Consider the following 17,326-nt stretch of genomic DNA (forward strand, 5'->3'; position numbering starts at 1 on the left):
ATTAGATGCAAAAGAAGGGAGTTCCATAGATGGGATTTTATATTCGTAAAGCAATTAGCGTCGGACCCTTCAGGTTCAATTTATCAAAATCCGGCGTTGGCGTATCAGCTGGAGTTAAAGGGTTACGTTTTGGGACGGGACCCCGGGGCAATTATGTCCATATGGGAAGCGGAGGCTTGTATTACAGAAAAACTTTACCCTCTGGTTCCACTGGGAGAAATCAAACTACAAATAGCCCAGAGTTACAGCAAAGCAACACCGAGATTGAGCACGAGTCATTAAGAGAAATCGAGAGCGCACATATCACACAGATGGTTGATTCATCATCGGCCGACCTTGTCGCTGAAATGAATGACAATAGAAAGAAGGTAAGAATCTGGCCGTTTATAGCAGTGCTTGGCGCTACTTTAACGTTTGTCGCCTTTAAAAGTTCAGAAACACCAACTCTTGCTTTTGCTATAGCAGCCGTTTCAGTCATTCTCACTGTTTTCGCATCGGTCAAGGACAGCTTAAGAAAAACAACGGTTCTATTCTTCGAGCTTGAACCTGAAATTGAAGCGCTTTATCAGGAACTGCACGACTCTTTCGGGCAGCTTTCATCATCATCTAGCAAATGGCACGTGGAGGCGGAAGGAGCTGTTAAAGATAGAAAACGTAATGCAGGTGCCACTAGTGTAATCAAGCGAACCTCAATATCACTGAGCTTAGGGAATCCACCTTATGTAAAAACCAATGTTTCAGTTCCATCCATTCCGGTTGGTAAGCAAACTTTATACTTTTTACCTGACAAGGTGCTTATTTTTGAGCCAAATGGTGTTGGCGCAGTGAGTTATCCGAATCTTAGAATATCGGTGGAAAGAACAAGGTTCATCGAAGATGGAAGTGTACCAAGAGATGCAAAGGTCGTGGATAGAACGTGGAAGTATGTTAATAAACGAGGCGGCCCAGATAAACGCTTCAAGGATAATCGTGAACTGCCAATAGCCTTATACGAAGACCTGAACTTGACAAGTGATACCGGATTAAACGAACGGATTGAAGTATCAAGGGTTGGTCATGGGGATGGCTTTTCAAGTGCTATCGCCATGTTGGCAAAAAGCATCTAACAATGGGCTTCAAGGGACGCTCCGCTTCGCTGATCCCAGGCGTTAGCGCTAAAATCGGTTCGCATCCTGGTTACGAGCAGCATCATAAAATTAAGGGAATAAAAATGAAGAAAATCGTTCATGGATTACTGCTGCTCATGTTGGCGAGCCACTGGAGTAGCTGGGCTGCAGCGCGCCTTCCTGTATTACAGGAACTTACTATTGATAGTGCTGTACTTGGTGAAAAGCGTGATCTGGTGCTTTACCTGCCTGAGGGGTATCAAACTAGTCAGGATCGTTATCCGGTTTTATACCTGACCGATGGTAACATTCAGGGCCCACATACTGCCGGCACAATAGATTATTTAACAAAATTCGAGCAGATGCCGCCGATGATTGTGGTCGGTATTGTCAACCCGCGAGAAACTCGTGAGAGAGATCTGACTGTAACCCCCTTAGAGAAGCAAAACCCTAATCAACTGGAAAATGCAGACAGATTTTTAGATTTTGTTGAGAACGAAGTGATTGCTTTTGTGAAAAAACAGTACCGTACTCTGGACTATCAAGTACTGTCCGGTACGTCCCATGGTGGTCAGTTTGCTATCAATGCATTGCTGAAACGACCTGGCTTATTTGATGGCATTATCGCTATCAGCCCGTCTTTATATTGGAATAACCATCAATTGCCTGGATTAGCTGAGCAGGCTTTAAAAAGCGATCAGTTGCAAGGGCGCTTGTTTGTATCGATAGCCAATGAAGAATCGACAATGACAGAGTCGTATCAACGTTTTGTTGATTTGCTAGCGCGTTATCCATCTAATAAGTTGGCCGTCGCGTCCCAGACGTTTAGCAATGAAACCCACAATACGACCGTGTTGCAAGGACAGTATGCCGGGTTAAAGTATTTGTTTTCCGAATGGCCTATTCCGGAAGATGAGCCTAAAACGTTGGCCGATTTACAGGCGAAATTTGCCAGTCGCTCGAAGCTGCTCAAAACAGACCTCATGATCCCGCAAGATAAAGCCAGCGGTTACGCTGGGTGGTTGCAATATTTAAACCGGCAAGATGATGCGTTGGCATTACTGAAATGGAATCGAGCCAATTATCCTCAGTCTTTGGATGCTCATACAGCCTTAATTAAGGCTTACTTACATTTCAAAATGCCGGAAGATGCCAAAGCAGCACTTAAAGATGCACTAAAGACGTTAAATGAGCTTAGCCCTGAACAAAAAGAGCAGCTTGAAAGCTTATTTGTTTAGTATCTATCGAATTGCAAAGTGCTAGCAAACGAAGCCAGCCGACACTTACGCGCAGCTGTTTTGGGCGTTAATGTCCGGTTATCGCTTTTATAAGGCTCTTAGTTCTGCTTTAACTGGCAATTGTTGGTATCAACGAAAGCGCTGCCGGTAGGCATTGGGCGCCATCAGGAATTTTCGGACAAAGGCGCGCCCCTGAAACAGGGGCAGAGTCATTTAAAGACACTTGGTTAATCTAGAAAACATAAATAAAACCAATACCTATTTCGGCCTCGTAGTTGCTGCGGGCGATGGGACTGTTGCGAACGTCGCTACTGAAATACTCATACAGTGCCTCGGCGAAAATCTGCCAGTTATTATTGACGAAATAGCGGTAGTTGTAATCGAGCCCGAACGAGCGTAATCCTCCGCCCATGCTGGTTTGATTCAGCCCGGATGCAGCCGATTGCTCTGCGGTAACGCCGAAACCTGTATTGGCGTATTCGCTATCGTGAAATACCACAACGGCATTAATTTCAGAGCCGGAGCCGTCATTCTTATCGCCGAAGCGCCGGCCAACTCCAAACAGGCCAAGATTACCGTTTTCAGTGGCCACCGCCCGACCAACTAACCAATAACGCCAGTCGGCATCCAGTGCACGGCGTGCCTGGAACACTAACTGAAAACCCTCTTCTGTATCACCAAGCCCATCCAGACGACCGTCATCGGAATCACTTTCTTCGCGGCCCTCATCAAAGCCTACTAAGGCTTCAAGTAGCCAGGTATCTGAACGAAGGCCGCGCCAGCCGAGCGCTTCACCGGCAAAAAAGAATACATTGTCACCGCTGCGCCATTGCACTGCTCCTGCAGGCTGGATCTCAACACCAAACTCATCCGAGCCCTCGTAGGCTGTTTCATATTCAACCCCAAGGCCCAAACCAAAGCTCCAGCCATCCTCACCATTTGAGAAGTCATCAACCGAGGGCAAAGGTACCAAAGCGGTTCTACTATCCTCGGCTACAGCTGTCTGTACCAGAATTAACTGCATGAATAATAGAGACAATAAAGTTGTAAACGTTTTCATCTAAACACTCTCCAGACAAAGTTGAAGCAAAATGTTATTCCCAAAGTATAGTATTTGCTTCACCTTAACGTGCGGCGATAGCAACGCGATCTCTTTACGGCGCTATTTATTTAAATGTTCAGTTCGCCCTGATTATTCGAAGCCCAACCTATAGTTTGCCGCAGTAAAGCTGTTTACAATGCCGGTTAAGATTGTCCAAGAAAGTTGCCAGCAGAGAATACCAACCATCATGACCCTGATTTGTGAAACAGCACGTTTAATAATCCGCCGTTTTACGCTAGAGGATGCCGACTTTATTGTGCAGTTATTAAACGACGAGTCGTTTATTCGATATATTGCCGATAAACAGGTGCGCACTTTAGCCGATGCCGTAAATTATTTAACTAATGGCCCGCTTGCCAGCTATAACAGCTATGGTTTTGGCTTAAATATGGTGCTGCTAAAGGCTTCAACCGAAAACCCGGCAACACCGATTGGCATGTGTGGTTTGCTGAAAAGGCCTGAACTGAGTTTGCCTGACTTAGGCTTTGCATTTTTGCCAGCATTTTGCGGCCAGGGTTATGCCCGGGAAGCGGCAGCGGCGGTGCTTAGCCAGGCCATTCAAACTCATAAAATGCGCACGGTGCTGGCGGTAACTAAACCGGACAACCTGCGCTCAAATGCTTTGTTGCTGAAACTGGGCTTTGCTTTTAAACACAACATTTCCCTGTATGGCACAGAAAATAAGTTGCATCAGTATCAGACGGCGTAAACTTCCTGTTATGAAAATATCTCCGGCAAACGTAACCAACAAGAGAATGCTATGCGCGTAAAAGGCAAGATAACCCAGTGGGACGATGATAAAGGCTTTGGTTTTATTCAGCCGATGCTGAAAGTAACGCCAAAAGTTGAGCGGGTATTTTTGCATGCTACAGCGCTGCAGAACCGTGGCCGCCGGCCACAAGTGGGTGAGGTTGTTACCTATTCGATAGCTAAAGATCAACAAGGCCGCAGCCAGGCACAAGGCGTTACCTTTGCCGGCGAAAAGCAGCTGGTTAAATCAGTCAGAGCAACAGGCAGCTGGCCGCTAAAAGTGGTGCTGCTGTTCTTTTTGCTGCTGGCTGGAGCCTGTTGGTTTGGCGAGCTACATTACTATGTTCTGGCCGGCTACGCGGGCCTGAGTTTGCTGACTTTTATTGTTTACGCTTCAGATAAGCAAAAGGCAAAAAATGGAAGGTGGCGTACTCCGGAAGCAACATTGCAGCTGATGGCTTTAATTGGCGGCTGGCCAGGTGCTTTACTGGCGCAGCACTGGTTGCGACATAAATCGAAAAAGCGGCCGTTTTTATTCGTATTCTGGCTTATGGTACTGCTTAATCTGGCCGCATTAGGCTATTTGGGCCGGATGTCCGGCGTTTAAAACAAAAGCTGATTTCTTTTACATTGCCCTTGCATGCACTACGCTTACAGCTAATTTTCACCAATGCCCTGGCGAAGTGCTGCTACATTGGTGTTTGCCGGTTAAATTTTCTGCTTAATATGCCGGCAAATTGCAGATAGTGGCAGTTATCTTCAGCGTATCCATGTAGAATGCGCGCATTATTCTGCGCGTTCAGCTTTATGTTGTGAGTGTGCCCACCTGTAGGAATTTTTATGAAAAAAACATTCGCGTTAACCCACCCTAAGCTGAACACGGCCCGCCTGGTCGACGCCATTAAGCATGAGATAAAAAAGTACCTGGCCAGAGAGCGGCGCAAAGCCCTGCCGGACGGTAAAGATTACTGGACCTTTGATTGTCGCTTTGGCGCAGCAGAGGATACGGCAGAGCAGATTTTCACCTCTGAAATTAATAACAAGATTGATGCTGCGGTGGCAGCAGAGTTGCCGGCGTTCTATATCGAGATTTTGGCCCGTGCTTGTAATCATAAGCCGCGCGATACTGATGTAGCGGCAGACTAATTCACTGATATTATTAACTGTAGCGTGGCTACAGAGGACACCTGATGCACTTTTCATCGTTAGATTTAGCTCCTGATTTACAACGCGGCCTGGCAGAATATGGCTACAGCGACATGACCCCGGTTCAACAGCAGGCCATTGTGCCGGCGCGCCGGGGCAAAGACTTACAGGTAACGGCGCAAACCGGTACCGGTAAAACCGCAGCGTTTGCCATTCCGTTATTACAACAGATGCTGGATAAGCCAAAAGCTACAGTTGAAAAACGGCCACGGGCGCTGATCCTGACCCCAACCCGCGAACTGGCCGAGCAAATTGGCGTGGCAATAAGCGGCTATGCTAAGTTTTTACCGCTAACGGTTACTGCTTTGTACGGCGGCGTAAAAATGGGTGGCCAGACTAGTAAATTAGCTGCCGGCGTGGATATTGTGATCAGCACCCCGGGCCGCTTGTTAGAGCACTTGGCGCTGGGCAACGTTATTCTGAGCGATGTGGAATTTGTGGTGCTGGATGAAGCCGACCGTATGTTAGACATGGGCTTTAGTACCGATGTGTTTAACCTGTTGCAACACACCGCCACTAAGCGCCAGACCTTGTTGTTTTCGGCGACTACCTCGCCGGCAGTCAATGAGTTATCACATAAAATTCTGCGCAATCATCAGCAAATCCGGGTAGCGAAAACTAACAGTGCCGCTGATACCGTTGACCATGTGATTTATCCGGTGGAAGAAAGCCGTAAAATTGAATTGTTTGAGCAGTTACTGGCCGAGAATAACTGGTTTCAGGTACTGGTGTTTACCAGCACCAAAGAGCAGGCCGACCGCTTATTAGCCGGGCTGCAGCAGCGTAAAATTGATGCTGCAGTTTGCCATGGTGATAAAAGCCAGGGCGCCCGTCGCCGCGCTATCGCTGATTTTAAATCAGCCAAATTGCAGGTGTTAATTGCTACTGAAGTAGCAGCCCGCGGCCTGGATATTCAGGGCCTGGATTATGTGGTGAATTTTAACCTGCCGTATTTGCCGGAAGATTACGTCCATCGGATTGGCCGCACCGGCCGGGCAGGGGCCTCGGGTACGGCTATTTCGTTTGTCAGTCGTGAAGAAGAGCAAACCCTAGAGCGCATTCAAAAGCTGATAGGCGCCGGAATTAAACGTATCGTTAAGCCGGGCTTTGAAGTCAGTAACCGCGGATCCTTGCTGAAAAGTATTTCACGTAGGGTATTAACCGGGCGATCGAACAAAGCAACTCAAACGGTGATCGACCAGGTGAGCCAGGGTAAACCTAAGCAGAAAAGTAAGCCAAAACAGAGTAAATAATATTGATTAAATATATAAAACGGCAACAATTACTCCGTTTATACATTTAAATGATAGTGGAAGAATGCTAAGCATTCCTCCACTACGTCACAGTTTTTTACGCGGATTTTCTGCGCGTAAACAGCGCGATCAGAGCTAAGCCGAATAAAGCAATTGTTGAAGGAACTGGCACTGCAACAGCATCATCGGCATCCTCCTGAGTTCTAAAACCATTGGTGGTGATATTGTCTATTGAAAAGGTTTCAGTATAACCACCGGTTGCGGTTTGGCTGAATTTAATGGTTGTAAATGGTGTGTCGCTAATAAAGCCAAAAAAACTGATAAACTCGCTGGCGCGGCTGGCTATATCAAGCGCAAATGGCGCAGCACTATCGAACTGCACGCTATAGCTGTCAGACCAGTCAGAATCAGAGAATTCAAAACCAAATGCTGTAATGGGAGCAAAAAACCGGAACGTGATGTCCGGGCCATCACCTGTGCCACTTGTTCCGAAAAGGCCTTCACCCCAAGCTACAGAGTTAGTGTCATTAATCGCGGTGCCGTCGGCGCTATTTACGTTTCTTGCTGTTGCAATACCGGCTTGTTGATTGCCCCTAACGTTTAAAAATGAAAAGCCGAAACCTTCGAACAGCATCTCAACGCCTGGAGTTAACGCGCCAGCAGTTTCAGCGTCGAAAGTTTCCAGTGTTGTTGTTCCACTGGTAAGGGCTGCATTGAAACTTGCTGCGTCGTTATATTCTATGATTGATGCTTGTGCACTTCCAAGAAATGTTAAACCGACTAAAGCTTGGCACAACAACATTTTCTTCATTATTATTTATCCCTAAAATTTAAATTGGTTATTAAAAACAGCTGCCTTATGTTCTTTAATTCATAGCAGCGCGAGCTTTATGCAAAAAATGAGCCTTTTTTTATCTTTATGATTAATATCAATATAATTTTAATTTGGTCTTTTTTTATGCTGGTTGTGTAAAATATTCTGACAGTTGCAATGGTGTGTTAGAACAGCAATTTTTATATATCGTTGAGAATCTATCTTGATATCCGTTATTCCTGCTTATTTTTACGTTGCCGTCCCGGTTACACCTTTCCCTTTGCGACCAGTTTGAACTCATACTTGCTTTGTTAATTACGCGCATGCAAATAACAATAATTATCATTTGTATTGACGTTGGCGTCAGAGGTCGTCTATTATCTCCCTGCATTTTTTGGAGCGCTCTTGCTCACGGATATAAAAAGGACGATAAAAATGAACCACCTGACGCCGGCAAAACTGGCTTTAGTTATTGGCGCAACGCTTTGTGGCAAGGCACTGGCTGACCCGGCAAATATCCCTGATGGTATTGAACGTATAGTGGTAACCGCGTCAGGGTTTGAACAAAAGCTGACAGAGGCGCCAGCCAGTATTTCAGTGATTACCCAGGAAGAAATCCGTCAGCGCTCTTTTACCAGTCTGCTGGACGCGGTGAAGTATCAAGAAGGCATTGATATTGGCACGACCCGTGATAAAACCGGCCAGGGCTCGGTCAGTATGCGTGGTTTAACCGGCGAATATACCCTGTTGCTGATTGACGGTCGGCGCCAGAATAATCACGGCGATATTTATCCTAACAACTTTGGCGGCAATGCATTTAACCATGTGCCGCCGCTGGCCGTCATTGACCGGATTGAAGTGATCCGTGGCCCGGCCTCGACCCTGTACGGTGCCGATGCGCTGGGTGGGGTAATTAATGTGATTACCAAAAAGCATACCGAAAACTGGACCGGCGAATTCAGCATGGGCCGCAGTGTGCAGTCGGATGATAGCTTTGGCGATGATTTTACCACTGAAGTTTCGGTAATGGGCCCACTGATTGACAACGTCCTGAGCCTGGGCCTGCGCGCCAGCCTGTATAATCAGCAAGCCTCGTCGCCGGCTTTTGCCCCGGCCATTGATCCGAACGGCAACCAGATCGTGCGGGAGCTTGGTTTTGGCGGCGGTGGCCGTACCGTTGATAATAAAGATGAACATGCCGGCTTCTCGCTGTCATGGACTCCGGCCGATAATCAGCGGCTGAAGTTTGATTACGATATCTCCAACCAGATTTACGACAACACCCCCAGCTACGATCTTGCCAACGATACCATTGTTTACCCACTGGGTACCAAAGACAGCATCGAGGCACTGTGGCAGGCCAGCAGGGGGCAGGTTAATCCGCGGGCAGGTTATGCTGCTGATCAGGAGTTTGATCGCAGTTGGTGGTCACTGGCCCATGAAGGCAGCTGGAACTTCGGCTCCAGTATGCTGGCGCTGTCCTATGTTGATACTGCTAATAATGGCCGTACTTTACCGCTGAGTGTGGCAGAGCGACAATTATTGCAGGCAATGTATGACGGCAGCGGTGACTATGCCGGTTTAACGGAGCAGGCCCGGCGTGATTTGGCTGAACAAACGTTTCTGCCGCGACCAGCCCGACCGCTTGAAAGCAATCAATATACGCTGGATGCAAGGCTTGATATTCCGCTGACTGCAGCAGGCTACCATAATCTGGTTGTCGGCGGCCAGCTGATAGACGGTGAACTGATTGACGGCGTGTTTGGCCTGGAGTCGGGTAACGCCGGCGGGGTGCAGCAGCAAAAAATGTATTCGCTGTTTGTTGAAGACAACTGGCTGATGACCGACTCTTTCACGCTGACGGCAGGCGTACGGTACGACAAACACGATACCTTTGGCAGCCAGATATCACCCCGCGTGTACGGCGTTTATAACATCAGCCCGCAGTGGACCTTGAAAGGCGGAGTGAGTACCGGCTATAAAACGCCCAATACCACCGACTTATATGACGGTATTACCGGCTTTGGTGGCCAGGGTACCAGCCCGTTTGCCGGTAACCCGGAATTACAGCCGGAAACCAGTGTTAACTCAGAAATAGCGCTGTACTGGAACGCGACTGACAGCAGTCATCATTTTAATATTACCTATTTTGCTACCAGGTTCGACGACAAGATAGCCAGCGGCGATACCATTCAAAGCTGCAGCCAGACTGGCGGCGTGCGGCCATGCGTTAACCTCGGCGAGTATGGCGAGCTGGGTTATCAGACCTACAGCCAGAAAATTAATATCGACAGCGTTGATATTCAGGGGATAGAAATTGCCGGCCATTACCAGTTATCCCAGAACTGGGCAATGCAGGGTAACTATACCTGGACTGACAGTGAGCAGAAAAGTGGTCCGCAAGCCGGCCTGCCACTGACGAATACCGCCGGGCATATGGCTAACGTGCGGCTTAACTGGACACTTGCCGACAATCTGCACCTTTATCTGCAGGGTGAACTGCGCTCTGACCGCTATCGTGGCTACGACAGTGTTATTGAGCAGGAACTGTACTATGAAAACTACAGCCTGCTGAATATCGGCGCCAGTTACCGGCTGAATGACATGGTCCGGTTTGATGTCAGAGTTAATAACCTGCTGGATCGTGATTTTACCTCCTACTCAACCGTCTTTACCGACTTAAACAATGATGGTCAGTACGATTATGTTACCGGCCGTGGCGCGGTCAGCGAGGTATTGTTTACGGATGACTACAACGTTAAAGACAAGGCCCGTAACTTCTGGTTCGGGATGACGGTAAGCTTCTGATGCGGCTTAGTCTTGGTTCAATCCGGCAGTGGCACTGGGTAAGTGCCGCAGTAACCCTGGTGGGCATGTTGCTGTTTGCGATTACCGGCATAACGTTAAATCATGCCGCCGCCATTAAAGCCGATCCGCAGATCATTACTATTGAAGCCGCCGTACCCGAAGCGCTATTGCAACCGCTGCTGCACTTGCCGCCAGGCAAAGTGACATTACCGGCAGCGTTGCAGCAATATCTTACGGCGCAGGGGGTCAACATCGGCCCGCAGCAACCCGGCGAGTGGGATGGCAGCGAGTTTTACGCGGCGATGCCAAAGCCCGGAGCTGACGCCTGGCTGGCGCTGGATGCACAGGCCGCCGGGTTCAGCTATGAGCAGACCGACCGTGGCTGGGTGGCTTATTTTAACGATCTGCATAAAGGTCGCGACAGTGGCGGGGTCTGGTTCTGGTTTATCGATGCCTTTGCAGTGGTGTGTGTGGTGTTTTGTGTCACCGGACTGATTTTACTGTTCAGGCAGGGGCCGCACCGGCCAATGACCTGGCCGATGATCGCCTTGGGCGCCTTGCTGCCTGTGGTGATAATGCTGGTATTTATTTAAAAAAGGAAAACAACATGGCCCGACTACTTATTCGATTAACCCTGCTGCTGGGTGTCTGCAGCAGTGCAATGGCAACGGCGTCTGAGGTAACGCTGACGGTAACCTTGCCCCGGCTGAACGTGGCTGAGTATCACGCGCCCTATGTGGCGGTCTGGATTGAAGATGAAAAACGACAGGCGACTCAGGTTGCCCTGTGGTACGACGTGGCGATGGCCGATGGCGAAGGCCAGCAGTGGCTGAAAGACTTGCGACAGTGGTGGCGGCGTGGCGGCCGGGCGCTGAGCATGCCGGTAGATGGCCTGACCGGGGCGACCAGAGGGCCGGGCCAGCATACGGTCAGTACCCGGTTAACTGCGGCCCTGTCGTCATTACCGCCAGGTCGGTACCAGCTTGTGGTGGAAGCCGCGCGTGAAGTGGGCGGCCGCGAAGTGTTGCAGTTGCCGGTTACGCTGCCATTAACGGCGCAACAATTACCCAGCGAGATCACCGGACAAAGTGAGCTCGGTGCTATCCGGCTGCATTTTTGAAGCCGCTATTATTTCTAAAGCTACTTTAATTTCTGAAGGAAAAAGATTATGCGTTTAACCATTATGTTTATCAGCGCCGTCTGGGCATTGACCCTGTCAATGACGACAAGTGCCCACCGGGCGTGGCTCGAACCCAGTGCAACGGTATTGTCCGGCGAAGATGCGCTGGTTACTGTTGATGCCGCTATTTCAAATACTTTGTTTCATCCGGATCATGTTGCGATGTCGCTGGAGGGCATCAAGGTGACGGCCCCGGATGGCACCAACGTCGAGATGATTAATGCAGTGAAAGGGCGTTATCGCAGTGTTTTTGATGTGCCCCTTGCTCAGCAGGGCACCTATAAAATTGCCAGTGCATCAGGTGGCTTACGGGCTTTCTGGCGTGATGAGGCCGGCAACCGGAAAATGTGGCCGGGCCGCGGCCAGCAAGCTAACGAAGCCGATTTTGCCAGCGCCGTACCGGCCAATGCCACCGATTTAACCGTATCCCGTGGCTGGCGTCGGGTTGAAACTTTTGTCACCGTCGGCGCACCGACCAAAGAGGTGCTGCAACCGGTCAATCAGGGGTTAGAGCTGGTGCCGCTAACCCACCCGAACGATTTGTATACGAGCGAAACGGCGACCTTTAAACTGCTGATTGACGGTGAACCGGCAAAGGGCGCCGAAGTGGCAGTGGTACCCGGCGGTATGCGTTATCGCGACAGCCAGCAGGTTATGACACTGACCAGCAATTCGCAGGGGGAAATCAGCATTACCTGGCCCCACGCCGGCATGTATTTTCTGGAAGCCAGCTACCAGGATAATAACGTAGCCCGGCCTGCCACAGTCCGTACCGGCAGCTACTCTGCCACCTTTGAGGTGTTACCGCTGTAATGACTGTGTTAGCCGTTACGCTTTGCCTGAGCTGGCTGTTCTGGACATTTAGCGTGATCTGGCGTCACCGCAAACCCGGTGCCGCTGCGACAGCGCTGCAGCCGGTGCTGGTGGCTTATGCCAGCCAGACCGGTTCTGCCCGGGCGCTTGCCCTGCAGCAGCAACAGGCGCTGGGCGGGCCGGCGCAGGCCAGTATTATGCCATTATCAGAGCTGGTACCTCGGCAGTTGTCTCAGGTACAAAAAGCGGTGTTTGTGGTCAGTACTTATGGCGATGGCGAGCCACCTGATAATGGCCGGCGTTTTTACCGCGAGTTGCAAAATCTGACTGCAGACAGTGCGGCCAATAGCGCCAGCGGGGTGTTAAGTTCATTGGCTTATGAAGTGGTGGCACTGGGGGACAGCAGCTACCCGAAGTTCTGTCAGTTCGGCATCGATTTGTTTAGCCAGCTGGCCCGGCTGGGCGCAAAGGCAACTGCGCCACTGCAAACCAGAGATCAACAGCAAACAGCAGCTGAGGGCGGTGTTATCTGGCAAAGCTGGCAACTGCTTTCGCGCCAGCGTTTAAATGCCGGGCCGGAACCTGGCTTGTATCTGTTGCGTTTTAATACGGCTCAACTTTTGCCCAACTGGCGGGCGGGCGATCTTGTCGCGATAAAACCATACAATAATGATCAGACCAGCGCGCGCCGTTATTCGGTGGCGTCAGTACCGGCTGACAATGAACTGCAGCTGGTGGTGCGGCAGCAGGTTAACGAACAGGGTGAGCCGGGGCTGTGCTCAGGTTGGCTGACTGATAGTGCCGGGCTGGGGCAACGTATCAAGATGCAGCTTGTTCACAATCCGGCTTGCCATATTGGTGAGTATCAGGCACCGCTATTGTTAATTGGTGCAGGCAGTGGCCTGGCCGGCATTCGTGGCCATCTGGCAGAGCGGGCACAGCAGCTGCAGGCAGGGCCCGCATGGCTTATTTTCGGCGAGCGCACTGCGACGCTTAACCAACCGCTGCAGGCTGAGCTGACACGTTGGCAGCACGCCGGCGTGTTGCAGCAACTGGACTGTGCCTTATCACGCGATCCGGACAATCCTCGCTATGTGCAGGATATTGTTGCTGCCAGGGCGGAACAGGTTAACCAATTTATTGGCCATGGTGGCCATGTGTATGTCTGTGGCCGTTATCAGGGGATGGGCCTGGCGGTTGATGTCAGCCTGCGTATTGCGCTTGGCAATGCTGCCTACCAGCAAATGCTGGCCCAGGGCCGTTATCATCGCGATCTCTATTAACTTATACCCCCCGCTTTATGGTTCAAAACCGATCTGGCGCCAGGATGGGCTATTATCTAAGCAGTAGCCTGATTTACTATCATTTTATCCCGGCAACTGGCTTGGCGGTGTATTTTGATGTTTATCTTTTTGAGCAACGGGACGGGAGTGGCATGTCTGAACCAGCAACCGGCAAAGTGGACTTAAAAACCCGGATTTTTCAAATTATCTTTGAATCTGATACCCCGGCAGCCAAGACTTTTGATGTGCTGTTGGTGTTGCTGATATTTTTCAGCGTGGCGATCATTATGCTCGACAGCGTGCAGGAATATCACGACCAGTACGGTACCCTCTTTTACTATATCGAATGGGTAGTTACTGGGCTCTTTACCATTGAATTGGCGCTGCGGATTTATTGCCTTGAAAAGCCTAAAATTTATCTGAAGAGCTTCTTTGGCATTATCGATATTCTGGCGGTGCTGCCGACCTGGCTGGCCCTTATTTTTCCTGGCGCACAAACCCTGGTGGTACTGCGCCTGCTACGGACTCTGCGCTTATTCAGGGTGCTGGAAATGACCGCCCTGGTCGGGCAGGGCCGGTTGCTGTTAAAAGCACTGGAGCGAAGTCGTGGCCAGATCTTACTGTTTCTGTTTTCTGTGCTGATGCTGGTGGTTGTGTTTTCATCATTGCTTTACCTGATTGAACCGGATGATGCTGGCTTTACCAGCATTCCTAAATCGGTGTACTGGGGGATTGTTACCCTTACCACAGTGGGCTATGGCGACATCGCGCCAGTGACCCCGCTCGGCCAGTTTGTTTCAGTGATGATCATGCTCTCAGGCTATTCCATTATCGCGTTGCCAGCCGGCGTGTTTTCGATGGAAGTGATCCGGGCGCTGCGGGAAGAGCAGTATTCTGATGAGGCCTGTCCGGGTTGCGGCGCGCACCAGCACGAGCGGGATGCCCGCTATTGTAAATATTGCGGCACCTGGCTCGACGAAGTAAGCCCGGAGCCGGAATTACCTGAAAAAGATGCCAGAAACAAAGGTCTGGGTAGGAAAAAAAAGCGGTAGCGGGCATACTGGTTTGCAATAAGTGCACTGTTATATCGCTAGTGTTATAACACTGCAGACCAAAAGAAAAGGATGCGGCATGAAATTAGTTAGTCTGTCTGGCTTGTTATTACTTGGGGCAGTGCTGTTAACGTGGTCATTTGACAGCCACGCGGCAGCAAAAAATGAAGCCAGTGAAATGGTACCGCTTGCTGAATTTACCCGGAACATGACCCAGCACAGCGGTTATTTCGATTTTTATTATGATAAAACCAATGACAAAGTGTATTTGCGGGTTGATAAAACAGAACAGCCATTTATTTTCCAGAGTTCATTGCCCAGGGGCATAGGTTCAAACGATATTGGGCTGGATCGCGGCCAGCTCGGCGACACCCGACTGGTACAGTTTGAACGTTTTGGCAATAAGTTACTGCTGAAGCAGCTCAATACCTATTATCGGGCGCAGTCAGACAATCAGGCCGAAAATTTAAGTGTGCAGGAAGCTTTTGCCAGCTCGGTTATTGCCGGCTTGCCAGTGGTAGCAACTGATAAAACCGCGGTATTGGTAGATTACACTGACTTTTTACTGAGTGATATTCATCAAATCAGCGCCAGTTTAGCGGCGCAAAAACAAGGTAGTTTCAAAGCGGATAGTAAACGCAGTGGTATATACCTGCCACGAAGCAAAGCATTTGAGCGTAATACAGAGCTCGAAGCGTTAGTTACCTATATTGGTGAGAAGGCCGGTGCTTTTGTCCGCCAGGTTACGCCCTCCGCGGATGCCATTACCGTGCACTTACATCATTCTTTGATTGCGTTGCCCAAGGCAGGCTATCAAAGCCGTGAATTTCATCCCTATTCCGGTTTCTGGCAGGTTGAATATATGGATTATGCCAGTGCTTTTGATACACCTATGGTAAAACGTCTGTTACCACGCCACCGTTTGCAGAAAAAACATCCTGAAGCTGAATTAAGCGTAGCGGTGGAACCCATTGTTTATTATCTGGATCCTGGCGTGCCAGAGCCGGTGCGCAGTGCGCTGATTGACGGGGCCATGTGGTGGAATACGGCCTTTGAGCAAATTGGTTATAAAAATGCGTTTCAGGTTAAGGTACTGCCAGAAGGTGCGGATCCGATGGATGTGCGTTATAACGTAATCCAATGGGTACATCGGGCAACCCGCGGTTGGTCCTACGGCGCCGGAGTAACTGATCCGCGTACCGGTGAAATTATAAAGGGCCACGTGACATTAGGCTCACTGCGGGTACGCCAGGATTTTTTAATTGCTACTGGGCTTACTGCGCCCTTTACCGGCGAAACTGCCGATGTTAGCAGCCAGAAAGCCATGGCACTGGCCCGGATCCGGCAGCTCTCTGCCCATGAAGTCGGCCATACTCTGGGGCTTATTCACAATTTTGCCGGCAGTGCTAATGACCGCTCAACGGTTATGGATTATCCGCACCCTAAAATTGACTTAGAAAATGGCAAAATCAGCCTGGAGGATGCGTATCGCGAGGGGCTGGGTGAATGGGATAATTATGCTATTGCTTTTGGTTATGGCGATTTTACTGCAGCTGAGCGGGCGCAATTGGTAAAACAGGCTAAACAGCAAGGCCTGGAATATATGGCCGATCAGGATGCACGGCCGGCAGGTGGGGTCAGTGCCATTGGCCATTTATGGGACAATGGCAGTGATGCCATCGCTGAACTGAACCGGCTTAGCACCATAAGGAAAGCGGCCCTGGCTGATTTTGGTCTGAATAATATTGCGCCGGCGCAGCCATTGGCCGCGTTGCAGGAAGCATTAGTACCGGTTTATCTGTTGCACCGTTATCAGGTGGAGGCGGTCAGCAAGCTTATTGGCGGAGCTTATTACGAGTATGAGTTAAAGGGCGATTATGCAACACCTAAAGGTTTTCGCTGGGTCAGTCAGCAACAGCAGCTAGCGGCGTTGCAAGCGTTGTTAAATACAGTATCTGCCGACTATCTTGCATTGCCTGAAACACTACTGGCGTTAATTCCACCCAAAGCCTTTGGTGACAGTAATAATCGCGAGAGTTTTAGCGGGCGCTTCGGGCTGGCTTTTGACCCCTTATCAGCAGCTGAAGCCTCAGCGAACCATACTCTACAACTGGTGCTACATCCCCAGCGTTTAAACCGGCTTAGTGCTCAGCAGCAACTGGCGGCGACATTGAGTAACATTGTAAATGCCACACTAAAACGCCAGTTTGATCCCAGGTTGCAACCATTGTTGCAGCAACGCGTCGCGCATGTCGCATTCTATCAGCTGATGCAAAGCCTGACGTCGACTGAGCTGGCTCCGGAAGCCCGAGCCCTGTTGCACAACGAGCTGGCAAATCTGGCCGTGTGGCTGGGTAAACAGAAAAATGCAGATCATCGATTGCTGCTAAGTCAGTGGCAGCGCTATACAGAAACAGGCTTATGGCAACCGGCATTTGTGCCTAACGCCTTGCCACCAGGGTCACCAATTTAGGCCACTGCATCACGTGGTGAAGGTAAATGGTATAGCTGCAGTGAGAATAAACAGCCTGGTATTACTTAGCCGGAATACGTCATTTTAGTTATTGAAAAGCCGCATCATTGGCGCACCCGCAACGCGGTACCGCGTTGCTTTGCTAGAGAAACTACACAAAACAATCTACTATTTAGTATATCCGGCTGAATTCATGGCATTGTTTTGCTCGCAGGGGGCTTGGAATAATAAAATCTGAAAGCCGCACA

Annotated in this window: 15 protein-coding genes; 13 read left to right on the forward strand and 2 right to left on the reverse strand. The window is 49.8% G+C overall.

Features of this window, described 5'->3' with window-relative positions; genetic code table 11:
- Positions 1 to 29 precede the first annotated feature (29 nt).
- Both B2Q61_RS00100 and B2Q61_RS00105 read left to right on the forward strand, forming a co-directional pair.
- Positions 30 to 1,106 (forward strand): DUF4236 domain-containing protein, encoded by a 1,077-nt coding sequence (locus B2Q61_RS00100; protein ID WP_290621197.1) that lies wholly within the window; start codon positions 30 to 32, stop codon positions 1,104 to 1,106.
- 104 nt (positions 1,107 to 1,210) lie between these two features.
- Entirely contained in the window at positions 1,211 to 2,344 is a 1,134-nt protein-coding gene (locus tag B2Q61_RS00105) for an alpha/beta hydrolase (RefSeq protein WP_290621906.1), read from the forward strand.
- Positions 2,345 to 2,576: 232 nt separating this feature from the next.
- Here the strand turns inward: B2Q61_RS00105 and B2Q61_RS00110 are convergent, their stop codons facing one another.
- A complete protein-coding gene (locus B2Q61_RS00110) occupies positions 2,577 to 3,404 on the reverse strand; it encodes a MipA/OmpV family protein (protein ID WP_290621199.1) in 828 nt (275 codons plus the stop codon).
- A gap of 229 nt (positions 3,405 to 3,633) precedes the next feature.
- Here B2Q61_RS00110 and B2Q61_RS00115 point away from each other — a divergent pair, with 229 nt between their 5' ends.
- The 4 genes from B2Q61_RS00115 (at position 3,634) to B2Q61_RS00130 (ending at position 6,655) form a co-directional block, all read left to right on the forward strand.
- Positions 3,634 to 4,155 carry a GNAT family N-acetyltransferase gene (locus tag B2Q61_RS00115; RefSeq protein WP_290621200.1) on the forward strand — a complete coding sequence of 174 codons (522 nt, stop codon included), beginning with the start codon at positions 3,634 to 3,636 and terminating at the stop codon, positions 4,153 to 4,155.
- A 51-nt stretch (positions 4,156 to 4,206) separates the two neighbouring features.
- Positions 4,207 to 4,803, forward strand: coding sequence for a cold shock and DUF1294 domain-containing protein (locus tag B2Q61_RS00120; protein WP_290621201.1), 597 nt, complete (start codon positions 4,207 to 4,209; stop codon positions 4,801 to 4,803).
- Between the two features lie 233 nt (positions 4,804 to 5,036).
- Entirely contained in the window at positions 5,037 to 5,342 is a 306-nt protein-coding gene (locus B2Q61_RS00125; protein ID WP_290621202.1) for a DUF6172 family protein, read from the forward strand.
- Between the two features lie 44 nt (positions 5,343 to 5,386).
- Positions 5,387 to 6,655 carry a DEAD/DEAH box helicase gene (locus tag B2Q61_RS00130; RefSeq protein ID WP_290621203.1) on the forward strand — a complete coding sequence of 423 codons (1,269 nt, stop codon included), beginning with the start codon at positions 5,387 to 5,389 and terminating at the stop codon, positions 6,653 to 6,655.
- Between the two features lie 97 nt (positions 6,656 to 6,752).
- On the opposite strand, the gene B2Q61_RS00135 is transcribed toward B2Q61_RS00130, so the two are convergent.
- Positions 6,753 to 7,466: a PEP-CTERM sorting domain-containing protein gene (locus B2Q61_RS00135; protein ID WP_290621204.1), complete on the reverse strand. Its 714-nt coding sequence runs from the start codon at positions 7,464 to 7,466 to the stop codon at positions 6,753 to 6,755.
- A 438-nt stretch (positions 7,467 to 7,904) separates the two neighbouring features.
- Here B2Q61_RS00135 and B2Q61_RS00140 point away from each other — a divergent pair, with 438 nt between their 5' ends.
- The 7 genes from B2Q61_RS00140 to B2Q61_RS00170 all read left to right on the forward strand — a co-directional run bounded on the left by B2Q61_RS00140 (position 7,905) and on the right by B2Q61_RS00170 (position 17,078).
- Complete coding sequence (locus B2Q61_RS00140; protein ID WP_290621205.1) at positions 7,905 to 10,277, forward strand: TonB-dependent receptor domain-containing protein; 2,373 nt, start codon at positions 7,905 to 7,907, stop codon at positions 10,275 to 10,277.
- On the forward strand, positions 10,277 to 10,870 hold the full coding sequence (locus B2Q61_RS00145) for a PepSY-associated TM helix domain-containing protein (protein ID WP_290621206.1): 594 nt from the start codon (positions 10,277 to 10,279) through the stop codon (positions 10,868 to 10,870). The genes B2Q61_RS00140 and B2Q61_RS00145 overlap by 1 nt, the downstream gene beginning before the upstream one ends.
- Positions 10,871 to 10,884: 14 nt before the next feature.
- A complete protein-coding gene (locus B2Q61_RS00150; RefSeq protein WP_290621207.1) occupies positions 10,885 to 11,397 on the forward strand; it encodes a DUF2271 domain-containing protein in 513 nt (170 codons plus the stop codon).
- A gap of 48 nt (positions 11,398 to 11,445) precedes the next feature.
- Positions 11,446 to 12,270 (forward strand): DUF4198 domain-containing protein, encoded by an 825-nt coding sequence (locus B2Q61_RS00155; protein ID WP_290621208.1) that lies wholly within the window; start codon positions 11,446 to 11,448, stop codon positions 12,268 to 12,270.
- Positions 12,270 to 13,553, forward strand: coding sequence for an NADPH cytochrome P450 oxidoreductase family protein (locus tag B2Q61_RS00160; protein WP_290621209.1), 1,284 nt, complete (start codon positions 12,270 to 12,272; stop codon positions 13,551 to 13,553). The genes B2Q61_RS00155 and B2Q61_RS00160 overlap by 1 nt, the downstream gene beginning before the upstream one ends.
- A gap of 152 nt (positions 13,554 to 13,705) precedes the next feature.
- Complete coding sequence (locus B2Q61_RS00165; RefSeq protein WP_290621908.1) at positions 13,706 to 14,605, forward strand: ion transporter; 900 nt, start codon at positions 13,706 to 13,708, stop codon at positions 14,603 to 14,605.
- 79 nt (positions 14,606 to 14,684) lie between these two features.
- Entirely contained in the window at positions 14,685 to 17,078 is a 2,394-nt protein-coding gene (locus tag B2Q61_RS00170) for a zinc-dependent metalloprotease (protein ID WP_290621211.1), read from the forward strand.
- Positions 17,079 to 17,326 lie beyond the last annotated feature (248 nt).

The sequence above is a fragment of the Arsukibacterium sp. UBA5043 genome, assembly GCA_002415085.1.
Taxonomy (GTDB): domain Bacteria; phylum Pseudomonadota; class Gammaproteobacteria; order Enterobacterales; family Alteromonadaceae; genus Alishewanella.